The 11,182-nt window shown below is 68.5% G+C and carries 9 protein-coding genes; 6 read left to right on the top strand and 3 right to left on the bottom strand.

Features of this window, described 5'->3' with window-relative positions; genetic code table 11:
* Window positions 1-457: 457 nt before the first annotated feature.
* From QM682_RS06835 to QM682_RS06825, 3 genes are read right to left on the bottom strand one after another with little or no spacing between them, the layout of a single operon-like run.
* Entirely contained in the window at window positions 458-1,777 is a 1,320-nt protein-coding gene (locus QM682_RS06835) for a sensor histidine kinase (RefSeq protein WP_415128190.1), read from the bottom strand.
* Window positions 1,774-2,436, bottom strand: coding sequence for a response regulator transcription factor (locus tag QM682_RS06830; RefSeq protein WP_415128189.1), 663 nt, complete (start codon window positions 2,434-2,436; stop codon window positions 1,774-1,776). Before QM682_RS06830 ends, QM682_RS06835 begins: the two co-directional genes overlap by 4 nt.
* Window positions 2,433-2,846, bottom strand: a complete 414-nt coding sequence (locus QM682_RS06825) for a PepSY domain-containing protein (RefSeq protein ID WP_415128188.1) — start codon at window positions 2,844-2,846, stop codon at window positions 2,433-2,435. The genes QM682_RS06830 and QM682_RS06825 overlap by 4 nt, the downstream gene beginning before the upstream one ends.
* Window positions 2,847-2,987: 141 nt before the next feature.
* On the opposite strand from QM682_RS06825, the gene QM682_RS06820 reads away from it, so the two are divergent.
* The 6 genes from QM682_RS06820 to QM682_RS06795 all read left to right on the top strand — a co-directional run bounded on the left by QM682_RS06820 (window position 2,988) and on the right by QM682_RS06795 (window position 11,181).
* The gene (locus QM682_RS06820) at window positions 2,988-3,815 is read left to right on the top strand and encodes a hypothetical protein (RefSeq protein WP_415128187.1); all 828 of its coding nucleotides are present in this window, start codon (window positions 2,988-2,990) and stop codon (window positions 3,813-3,815) included.
* 206 nt (window positions 3,816-4,021) lie between these two features.
* Entirely contained in the window at window positions 4,022-5,587 is a 1,566-nt protein-coding gene (locus QM682_RS06815; protein WP_415128186.1) for a glucan biosynthesis protein, read from the top strand.
* A 5-nt stretch (window positions 5,588-5,592) separates the two neighbouring features.
* Window positions 5,593-7,758 carry a glucans biosynthesis glucosyltransferase MdoH gene (gene mdoH, locus QM682_RS06810; protein WP_415128185.1) on the top strand — a complete coding sequence of 722 codons (2,166 nt, stop codon included), beginning with the start codon at window positions 5,593-5,595 and terminating at the stop codon, window positions 7,756-7,758.
* The gene (locus tag QM682_RS06805; protein ID WP_415128184.1) at window positions 7,755-8,882 is read left to right on the top strand and encodes an OpgC domain-containing protein; all 1,128 of its coding nucleotides are present in this window, start codon (window positions 7,755-7,757) and stop codon (window positions 8,880-8,882) included. Before mdoH ends, QM682_RS06805 begins: the two co-directional genes overlap by 4 nt.
* Before the next feature lie 37 nt (window positions 8,883-8,919).
* Window positions 8,920-10,587 (top strand): formate--tetrahydrofolate ligase, encoded by a 1,668-nt coding sequence (locus QM682_RS06800; RefSeq protein WP_415128183.1) that lies wholly within the window; start codon window positions 8,920-8,922, stop codon window positions 10,585-10,587.
* On the top strand, window positions 10,588-11,181 hold the full coding sequence (locus QM682_RS06795; RefSeq protein ID WP_415128182.1) for a nicotinate-nucleotide adenylyltransferase: 594 nt from the start codon (window positions 10,588-10,590) through the stop codon (window positions 11,179-11,181).
* Window position 11,182: the final 1 nt, after the last annotated feature.

Below are 11,182 nucleotides of genomic sequence, written 5' to 3'. Positions count from 1 at the left end.
GCTCCAAAAGATCCGTGATCGAAAGGTCGGGAGTGGCAAGAATCAACGGCCCGCCGCCCGTCACGGTCCCGCGCTTGCCCGTGGGGGCGTTCCGGCGGAAGGGGTGCGGTCGCTTGGCCATCAGGTGGTCGGGGGCGTGGCGCCGATCTCGACCGGGCTTGCCCTTGGCCCCCATGCGTATGCGGGAGCCTTCGCGGAAGGAGGGACGGGGGCATAGATGCCTTCCGGCGAAGGATGGTCTTCGCCGCCGCGTCGGCGTGTCCGTCGCGATGCGGCCCTTGTTCGTGTCCAGGGGCGGGACGATATCGCGGAAACTGGCCGAATACGCCTTGGGCGGCAGGCGTCCGGCTATTGGTCGCCGGGATCTGCCTGGCCGGCTTGTCCTTATGGGATCAGGCCAACACGGGCGTGTTCATATCGCATGGTCAAATATCGCGGCGAACCGGATGTGGAGCATTCAGGCAGGCAGGCGCAGGCTGGCCGCGAGGCCGCCCAGTTCCGCGCGTTCCAGCCGCAACTGCCCGCCATGCAGCGCCGCGAGATCGGCCACGATGGCCAGCCCCAGGCCGGTGCCGGGGGGGCCGGTCTCGTCCAGGCGGCCGCCTCGGGCCAGGGCCTGGGCGTGGTCCTGGTCGGTCATGCCGGGGCCGTCGTCCTGGATCTGGAACAGCAGATGGCCGGGACCGTCGGGGCGTGCCGTGATGTGGATGCGGCTTTCGGCCCATTTCACCGCGTTCTCGATCAGGTTGCCGGTCATCTCTTCCAGATCCTGGCGCTCGCCCGCGAAGGCAAGGCCGGGTTGCAGGTCCAGCTCTACCGCCAGGCCCGCGTCGCGGATCGGCCCGCGCAGGACCATCAGGATACCGCCCAGCGTCTCGGACAGGGGGGTGCGATGGCCCAGACCGCGCGATTGGCCGGCGCTGCGGGCGCGCTTCAGATGCCAGCCGATCTGGCGGTCCATGCGCGCCACCAGGGCATGGCCGGCATGGTCGGGGGGCAGGGCGTTGTCCAGCGCCGCCAGCGGGGTCTTCAGCGAGTGGGCGAGGTTGCCGACATGCTCGCGCGTTCGCGCCAGCACCGTCCGGTTCTGTTCCAGCAGGCCGTTGATCTCGGCGGCGATGGGCTGAAGCTCGCGGACATGCGGCATCGGCAGCGCATCGGCCCGTCCCGCCCGGATCGCGCGCAGGTCGCGGCCCAGGCGGTCCAGGCTGGAGAGGCCCGCCGCCACCTGAACGACGCTGGCCGCCGCCAGGGCCAGCCCCAGCACGGCCAGCGACACCGCCAGAGGGCGGCGCAGCCGCTTGAGGCTGGCGTCGATCTCGGCGCGGGGGCTGGTCACGGTGACGGCCAGCGTCGCGGCCCCGGCATCGGGCAGGGTGAAGGCATGGCGGGTGACGCGCAGCGCCTCGCCCCCCGGACCCAGCCCTGCGCCGCCGGTGAAATCGGCATCGGGCGGGTTCAGCACATTGTCAAAAAGCGATTCGGATTTCGCCACCACCGCGCCGCCTTGGCTAAGCTGCCAGAACCAGCCCGAAAGCGGCATGCCGAAGCGCGGGTCGGCGGGGGCGGGGCCTGCCACCAGCCGTCCCGCGCCGTCGATGGTCGCGCCCGCGATCAGGGCATCGGCCACCGCATCGGCCTCGGCGTCGAAGCGGTCCGTGATGAAGCGGTCCAGGATCGCCGCGATGGCCAGATAGCCCGCGACCAGCGCCACCCCGATCAGCACCGCCGCAAGCGCGATCAGCCGCGCCCGGATCGAATCGCCCCGGATGTTCATGCCGCGCCGCGCAGCACATAGCCCTCGCCGCGCCGGGTCTCGATGACCCCTTCGCCGATCTTCCGGCGCAAGCGCCCGATCACCACCTCGATGGATTTGAAATCCCGGTCGGCGGCGCTGTCGTAAAGGTGGTCCGAAAGCTCGGTGCGGCTGACGATGCGGTTCTGGTGGTGGATGAGATAGGAAAGGATGCGGGTCTCGAACGCGGTCAGCTTCAGCGCCATGCCGTCGCGGGTGATGACGCCAAGCTGGCTGTCCAGGTGCAAAGGCCCGGCCTTGATCACGGCCTGGGCATGGCCCGCCGCGCGGCGCACCAGGGTCTGGGCGCGGATGACGACCTCTTCAAGCCGAAAGGGTTTGACCGCGTAATCGTCGGCCCCCGCGCGAAAGCCCGCGACCTTGTCGGACCATTCGCCCCGCGCGGTCAGGATCAGGACGGGCATGGTGACACCGCCCTCGCGCCAGCGGGTCAGCACCTCGATCCCCGGCAGGCCGGGAAGGCCCAGGTCCAGGATCGCCAGGTCGAAGCTTTCGGTCGCGCCCAGGAATTCGCCCCGTAGTCCGTCCGCCGCAGTGTCGCAGGCAAAGCCGCCATCGGCCATGGCCTGGGCAAGCTGGCCGGACAGGATCGGGTCGTCCTCGACGATCAGGCATCTCATTCGCTGTCTCCGTTCCTGACGCGCGCCTCGGCGAGGCCGCTGCCCGCGACCTCCAGGAACGCGCCCGAGCGCGCGTCCAGCCGGATCAGCAGCACATCGCGGCGCGGGGTCAAGAGGCGCAGTTCATGGACCAGATCGATCCCGCGCGCGCGCTCGGCGGGGCGGGCGGGTTTCAGCCGGGCGGCGATCAGGCGGCCGCGAAAGCGCGCATGCGCGATCCGCACCGCTTCGCGCAGCGGAACGATGCGATGGCCCGGCTCGTCCAGCGCCTGGAAATCCTGGAAATTCTCGGGCAGGGGATCGGGCTGCGTGTCGCCGTGGACCTGGGCATGCCCGCCCGACCAAAGGCCAAGCGCCGGCAGCAGGGCCAGCGCAAGCCATGGGGCCAAGGGGGGCAAGGGGCGACGCATGCCGTCTTTTATGCCTGCGAAGCCAAACGAAACCCCAATGGCCCGTTAATCTTTGGTTGGTGCGGTCTGGGATAATCCTGATTCGTATCGGGGGCGGTGCCTGCGGCCCGCAGACCCGCTCGACCAAGCAAGGAAGCAATGATGAGCAGAAATTTCAGATCCTCGGCCGCGATCGCGGCGCTGGTGGCGCTGCTGGCCGGTCCGGCCCTGGCGCAGGAGCATGCGGCCCCGGCCGCGCCCGTGGCGGAACTGCCGCAGGTCCTGCGCGATGCGGGCCTGGACAACGTCACCGCCCGGCCCGGCCGCCACGGCACCCGGATCGAGGGACGGCTGGCCGACGGCACCGCCCTGACCGCCTTTCTGAACGAGGCCGGCGAGTTGCGCGGCCTGCGCGCCATGGGCGATGCCGCGATCCCCGAGGCGCTGGTCCAGCAACTGGTGCCGCAGGCGGTGCGCGGCCAGCCGATCTATGCCGAACTGGGGCGAATCGACGCCATCTTCACCGGCGAGCGGGGCGTGATGGTCGCGGGCGAGGATGCGCAGGACCAGACCATCCGCGCGGGCTTCGCCGAGGACGGCACGCTGCTGCGCTTCGCGCGGGGAGAGCAGGATCGCCCGCCGATGCATGGCATGGGCGATCACGGCGGCAAAGGCCCCGGCAAGCCCGGCCATAAGGGGCCGAAAGAGCATGGCGGTCCCAAAGAGCATGGCGGTCCCAAAGAGCATGGTGGCCCGAAAGAGCATGGCGGTCCCGATCGCGGGGGCCCCGTTCCCGGCGACGCGGCGGGCGGACCTCCGCCCAGCCCCGAGGCAATCCGTTCCAGCCTGGGCGAGGCGGGCTATACCGATATCGGCCAGATCCTTCAGCAAGGCCCGATCACCGTGGCCCAGGCCACGAACCCCGAGGGTGAGCGGGTGCTGGTCGAACTGGGCCGCGACGGCAAGGTCCTGCGCGAGTTGAACCGCTGAGCCGGACCTGACGCGGCGCGTCCGCGCCCGATACATGCATAGGGGGGAGCGCCGGGTATGGCGTTCCCCCTGTTCTTTTGGTTAACTGGGTCAAGAATAAACCGGCGCAGGGCTTTTATCTTGAAAAGACTTGCCTGATCAGTGCTGCAATGCCAAATCCGCAGCCGAAATGCGGCCCCGTCCGGGGCACAGCCACAGGACCAGCTATGTATCGTCGTGATTTCGTTCTCTCTGCCGGAGCGGCGCTGACAGCGGCAACCGCCCTGGGGTCCAGCCTTGGCGCGGCTCTGGCGCAGGATGCCCCGGCGCCAGAGCCGGCCGAGCAGCCCGTTGCCGCCAAGCCCTTCGGTTTCGAGGACGTGGTGACGATGGCGCAGGAAATGGCCGCCCAGGAATACAAATATCGCGACGCGGAGCTGGTCGGCAGCTTCGCGAACCTGACCTACGACCGCTACCGCGCGATCCGCTTCCGCCGGGACCGCGATCCCTGGGCGGGCAGCCGCGATTTCGCGCTGGACCTGCTGCCGCCCGGCGCCATCTTCCATGAGCCGGTGGACATCAACCTGGTCGAGGACGGCGTTGTCCTGCCGGTCAAGTTCGATGCGCATATGTTCGAATTCGATCCGGGTCAGTTCCCCGATGGCGTCGATTACGAGACACTGGGCAATATGGGCTTTTCGGGCTTTCGCCTGCGCGCGCCGCTGAACCGGCCGGATGTGATGGACGAATTCGTCGTCTTCCAGGGCGCGAGCTATTTCCGTGCCGTGGCGCGCGGCACACTTTACGGCATCTCGGCGCGCGGTCTCGCGGTCGGCACCGGCACCGCCGAGGGCGAGGAGTTTCCCCTGTTCCGGGCCTTCTGGATCCACAAGCCCAGCAGCCAGGACCGCCATGTGCTGATCTATGCGCTTCTGGACAGCCGCTCGGTCTCGGGGGCGTTCGAATTCCGCATCACGCCCGGCGCCGAGACGGTGTTCGACACCCGCGTCGCGCTTTTCCCCCGCCAGGAGATGCGCAATATCGGCGTCGCGCCGCTGACCTCGATGTATTGGTTCGGGCCGACCGACCGCACCCGCGTCGATGATTATCGCCCCGCCGTGCATGACAGCGACGGATTGCAGATGCTGAACGGCGGCGAACAGCGCATCTGGCGCGTGCTTTCGGGGCATTCGACGTTGCAGGTCTCGGCCTTCATGGACGAAAATCCGCTTGGCTTCGGCCTGGCGCAGCGCGCGCGCAGCTTCGACGCCTATCAGGACGCGGAAGCGCGCTACGAGAAACGGCCCTCGGCCTGGATCGCGCCGCAGGACGGCTGGGGCAAGGGCACCGTCAGCCTGGTCGAGATCCCGGTCCAGAACGAATTCAACGACAATATCGTCAGCTTCTGGCAGCCCAGCGATCCGTTGCAGCCGGGCCGGCGCTACGATTTCAACTACATGCTGAGTTTTTCCCCCGAGCCGCCGGACAGCGCCCCCATCGCCCGCATCGTCGAGACCATGTCGGGCCAGTCGGTCAACAATGCCGACGCGCGCACCTTCGTCATCGACTATGACCTGGACGTGTTCGGCGCGGACGATCCGGCACCGCAGATCAAGGCGTCCTCGGGCAGCATCGGGCACAGCTACCTGCTGCGCCTGCCCGAGCAGGGGCGGATGCGCCTGGCTTTCGAATATATTCCCGAGGGGGCGAAACTCGCGGACATCTCGGCGGTTCTGAATGGGCCAGAGGGATCGCTCAGCGAAACCTGGGTCGCCCGCTGGACGCGCGAGTAAGCCCCGTGACCGAGACGCATCAACCGACCCCGGAATCCGTTTCGACCGAGCCGGCACCCCCGCTTTCGGAGGAATCGGAATGGGCGGCGCTTGGGCTGAGCCTGCCCGGCGGTCCCGCCACTCCGCCCGAAGCGCCGCTGGACATGCCCGAGCAGGATTTCCGCGGCCGTCCTCCGCGCGGGCCGGATGCGCGCTGGCCCAGCCCGCGCACCGCGCTGGCGCGGCTGATCGCCTTCGGCGGCGCGGCGCTGATCGCCTGGATCGGCTGGCATCAGATGCGGCTGGCCTTCGGCGCGAATGTCACCTTCCTGCAAACCGTGCTGCTGGTGCTGTTCGGGCTGACCTTCACCTGGGTCGGATTTTCCTTCACCTCGATGGTGGCGGGGTTCCTGGCCGCGCGCCCGAACACGCCCAAAGGCCCGAACGAGGCCAAGATCGCGGTGATCATGCCGGTCTATCACGAGGATTCGGCGGCGACCGCCGGGCTTCTGGCGGCCTTGGCGCGCGATCTCTATCGCCAGGGCATCGCCGACCGGACCGAGATCTTCGTCCTGTCGGATTCGCGCCAGCCCGGCGCGGTGTTCGAGGAGATGATCGCCGTCAGCCGGCTGCGCGACATCTCGCCCGTGCCGATCTGGTATCGGCGCCGGCGCAGCAACAAGGGCCGCAAGGCGGGCAATGTCGCCGATTTCGTCACCCGCTGGGGCGGGCGCTATGACCAGATGGTGGTGCTGGACGCCGATAGCGTCGTGGGCGCCTCGACCATCAAGGCGCTGTCGGCGCGGATGAGCGCCGATCCGGCCATCGGCCTGATCCAGACCATGCCGATGCTGGTCGGCGGGCAGACGATCTTTGCCCGGCTGACGCAGTTCGCGGGCCGGGTCTATGGCCCGGCCATCGCGCGCGGCGTCTCGGCCTGGTCCGGCGAAAGCGGCAATTTCTGGGGCCATAACGCCATCATCCGGGTCCATGCCTTCGCGCAATGCTGCGGCCTGCCGGACCTGCCGGGCCGCCCGCCCTTTGGTGGCCACGTCCTTAGCCATGATTTCGTCGAGGCGGCGCTGCTGCGGCGCGCGGGCTGGAAGGTCCGGCTGGACCACGATCTGCGCGAAAGCTTCGAGGGCAGCCCGCCCACGCTGCTGGACATGGCCGTGCGGGAACGCCGCTGGGCGCAGGGCAATCTGCAACATGCGCGCATCATCTTCTCGCGCGGGTTCACCTGGGTCACGCGGGCGCATTTCGTGATCGGCATCCTGGGCTTCCTGATGTCGCCGCTTTGGCTGGCGATGATCCTGGTGGGGCTGGCGCTGTCGGCGAACGTGCTGTTGTCGCGGCCCGACTATTTCCCGCAGACCTACCAGCTTTTCCCGGAATGGCCGACCTTCGATCCGGTGCGGATGCTGTGGCTGTTCATCGCGGCCATGTCCTTTCTGCTGGTGCCGAAATTCATCGGCCTGGCGCGGGCCTGGCTGCGGCCCTTGTCGCATAACGCGGGCGGGTCGGCGAGGCTGCTTGGCTCGGCCCTGTTCGAGATCACATTGTCGGCGCTGATCGCGCCGGTCCAGATGCTGATCCAGACGCGGCAGATCTATGACATCTTCCGGGGCCGAGATTCCGGTTGGGAGGCGCAGGTCCGCGCCGGCCAGATGCCGCCCTGGCGCGTCGTGCTGCGCCGCCATGCGCTGCATATGTTCCTGGGGGTGGGCACGCTTGTCGTGCTGGCGCTCTTCTCGCCGGGGCAACTGGTGTGGCTGTCGCCGATCCTGGCCGGGCTGATCCTGTCGCCGATGACCTCGCGCTGGTCCGCAAGCCCGGTCTTTGGCCGCTGGGCGCGGCGTCACGGCCTGCTGGTGACCCCCGAAGAGCGCAACCCGCCCGAGATTCTGACCGCCGCCAACGCGCTGGACTATCGCATCTCGTCCATGCTGCCGCGCGACGGCATCGCCACCATGGGCGGCGATCCGGCCATGCAGGCGCGCGTCGCCTCGCTTTTGCGGGCGGGGGCACCGAGCGGCCCGGCGGCGGCGCGTCTGGACGCGATCTCGGCCGAGGCGAAGCTGGCCCATGCCGCGACCCAGGCCGAGGCGCTGAGCTTCCTTTCAGAGGCCGAAAAGCTTGCCATGCTGGAGGACCGCGCCCTGGTCCAGCGTTTCTCGGCGCTGCCCCGATGAAGCGGATCGCGGCGCTGGACATGCTGCGCGGCTATGCGCTGGTCTGCATCATGCTGGACCACATGCCGCTGAGCGTGCTGCGCAACATTACCCTGGCGAATTTCGTGGTCTTCGACGCGGCCGAGCTTTTCGTGCTGCTTTCGGGCTTTCTGGTCGGCATGGTCTGGGTCAAGGTCGAGGAAAGGCATGGTCTTCGCCGGGCGCAACTGCGTTTCCTGAAACGCGCTTTCCAGGTCTGGCTGGCGCTGGTCGCGGGCGCGGTGCTGCTGGCGCTGTTCTCGCATCTGCTTTTCAGTCTCAAGATCAACCACACCGCCGTCTGGTTCCAGTATTCCCGCTGGGTGGTCGAGAACCCGCTGGGCTATCTCGGCACGGTCATGCTGATGTGGATGCAGCCGAACCTTCTGGACGTGCTGGCGCTTTACGTCGTGCTGATCATCACGGTGCCGGTGACGGTGCCCTTTCTGCTGCGCATGCCTTGGCTGGCCATGGCGGTTTCGGTCGCGGTCTGGTGGTTCGCGGGGCCGCTGAATACGCTGGTCCCGAACCAGAGGCCGGGAGGGCTGCTTTTCAATCCCTTCGGCTGGCAGCTTCTTTTCTTCATCGGCATCGGGTTTGGCGCTTTCCGGGGCCGGGTCATGCCGATGCTGAAACGCCATTCCGCCCTGCTGACCACCGCCTCGCTGGGCGTCCTGGCCTTTGGCGCGGCGATCCTGATCTGCTGGCGCATCGGCCCCGCCGCGAAGCCCGTCGCCGCCTTCCTGAAGTCGATCTATGGCGAGATCGACAAGTGGTCCCTGGACGGGCTGCGGCTGATGTCGATCATGGCGGCAAGCTGGCTGGTCGCGGTGCCGCTGGCGCGCCTGTTCGAATGGATGGCGAACACGACGCTGGGCCGCGACTTCGCCGAGATCGGGCGCGGGGGGCTGTGGTCCTTCATCGCCTGCGTGCTGCTGTCGATCTGGGGCGATGCGCTGGACATGATGGCGCCCCAGGACATGACCGGCTTCGTCCTGCGCCTGGCCATCGACATCTGGGTCGTCACCGCGCTCTGGGTCGCCGCCGCGCTCTGGCTGCGGCGCGATGAGTGGATGGGCCGCCTGCGCCGGCGGCTGCGCGGCTAGGGCATGCCGCTTGCGGGGCGCGATCAACGGAGGAACGATGAAGTCCGATATCGAGATCGCCCGCGAGGCGCGCAAGCAGCCGATCGCCCGGATCGCCGCCGGGCTTTCGCTGGGCGAGGCGGACATCCTGCCCTATGGCCATGACAAGGCCAAGATCACGCATGAGGCCCTTGCCGCGCTTTCGGGGCGGGCGCAGGGCAAGCTGATCCTCGTGACCGCAATCAACCCGACCCCTGCGGGCGAGGGCAAGACCACGACCACGGTGGGTCTGGGCGACGCGCTGAACCGGATCGGCAAGCGCGCCACAATCTGCATCCGTGAGGCGAGCCTGGGGCCGAATTTCGGCATGAAGGGCGGCGCGGCGGGGGGCGGCATGGCCCAGATCGTCCCCATGGAAGAGATGAACCTGCATTTCACCGGGGATTTTCACGCCGTCACCAGTGCCCATAACCTGCTGGCCGCGATGATCGATAATCACATCCACTGGGGCAACGCCCTGCGCATCGACCCGCGCCGCGTGACCTGGCGGCGGGTCATGGACATGAACGACCGTGCCCTGCGCGAGACGGTGATCGGCCTTGGCGGCTGCGCGAACGGCCATCCGCGCGAAAGCGGATTCGACATCACCGTGGCCTCCGAGGTGATGGCGATCCTGTGCCTCGCCTCGGATCTTGGCGATCTGCAAGCGCGGCTGGGCCGCATCGTGATCGGCCAGAGCTTCGAGAAGACCCCGGTGACGGCCCGCGATCTTGGCGCGGCCGGGGCGATGACGGCGCTTCTGCGCGATGCCTTGCAGCCGAACCTGGTCCAGACGCTGGAAAACAGCCCCGCGCTGGTCCATGGCGGCCCCTTCGCCAATATCGCCCATGGTTGCAATTCGGTCATCGCCACCCGCGCGGCGCTGGCGCTGTCGGATTACGTCGTGACCGAGGCCGGTTTCGGCGCCGATCTGGGGGCCGAGAAGTTTCTCGACATCAAATGCCGCATGGCCGGGCTGGTGCCCGACGCGGTGGTGCTGGTGGCGACGGTGCGCGCGCTGAAGATGAACGGCGGCACCGCCCGCGCCGATCTGGGGGCCGAGAATGTCGGCGCCCTGCGGCGCGGCGCGGCCAATCTAGGCCGCCATATCGAGAATCTGCGCGGCTATGGCTTGCCGGTGGTCGTGGCGATCAACCATTTCACCAGCGACACCCAGGCCGAGATCGCGGCGCTTCAGGACTATTGCGCCGGCCATGGCGTCAAGGCCGTGCTTTGTCGGCATTGGGCCATGGGCGGCGCGGGGGCCGAGGAACTGGCCCAGGCAGTGGTGCGCCAGGCCCAGGCGCCCTCGGGCTTTCAACCGCTCTATCCCGACGAGATGCCGCTTTGGGACAAGATCCAGACCATCTGCCGCCGGATCTATCGCGCGGATCGGGTCGAGGCCGCGCCGGGCGTGCTGGCGCAGCTTCGCGCCTGGCAAGAGGCCGGGTATGGCACGCTGCCGATCTGCATGGCCAAGACGCAATATTCCTTCTCGGCCGATCCCGCCGCCCTGGGCGCGCCGCAGGGCTTCTCGATCCCGCTCCGCGAGGTCCGGCTTGCGGCCGGCGCGGGCTTCGTCGTCGCGATCTGCGGCGAGATCATGACCATGCCGGGCCTGCCGCGCGAACCCGCCGCGCTGCGCATCGGCCTGGACGATCAGGGCCGGATCGAGGGGCTGTTCTAGATGCGCGCGGGATTGCCCCTGGCCCTGCCGGGCATGCGGATCGGCCTCTTGGGCGGCTCGTTCGATCCGGCCCATGCCGGCCATGTCCATATCACCGAAGAGGCGCTGCGCCGCTTCGGACTTGACCAGGTGTGGTGGCTGGTCAGCCCCGGCAATCCGCTGAAGACCCATGGTCCGGCGCCGCTTGCGCGGCGTATGGCCCAGGCCCGCGCGCTGATGCGCCATCCTCGCGTGCGGATCACCGACCTGGAAAGCCGCCTCGGCACCCGCGCCACCGCCGACACCATCGCGGGCTTGCAGAGGCTTTATCCACAAGTGCGCTTCGTCTGGCTGATGGGCGCCGACAATCTGGTCCAGTTCGACCGCTGGGGCCGATGGGACCAGATCGCGGCGCGCGTCCCCCTTGGCGTCATTGCCCGGCCTGGCTGGCGCATGCCCGCGCGCTTCTCGCGCACGGCGCGGCTCATGTGGCGCGCCCGCCTGCCCGAGGAGCGGGTGGGCCGCATCGCCGATGCCCGGTCTCCGGCCTGGGCGATGATCAACGTCCCGATGAGCAAGCTCTCATCGACCGCGATCAGGGTGGGGAAGGGATGAC

It is taken from the genome of Paracoccus sp. (in: a-proteobacteria), from assembly GCF_047605025.1.
In the GTDB taxonomy this organism is placed as follows: domain Bacteria; phylum Pseudomonadota; class Alphaproteobacteria; order Rhodobacterales; family Rhodobacteraceae; genus Paracoccus.
Note: the sequence above shows the minus strand (reverse complement) of the source record. Positions and strands in the feature narration are given on the sequence as shown.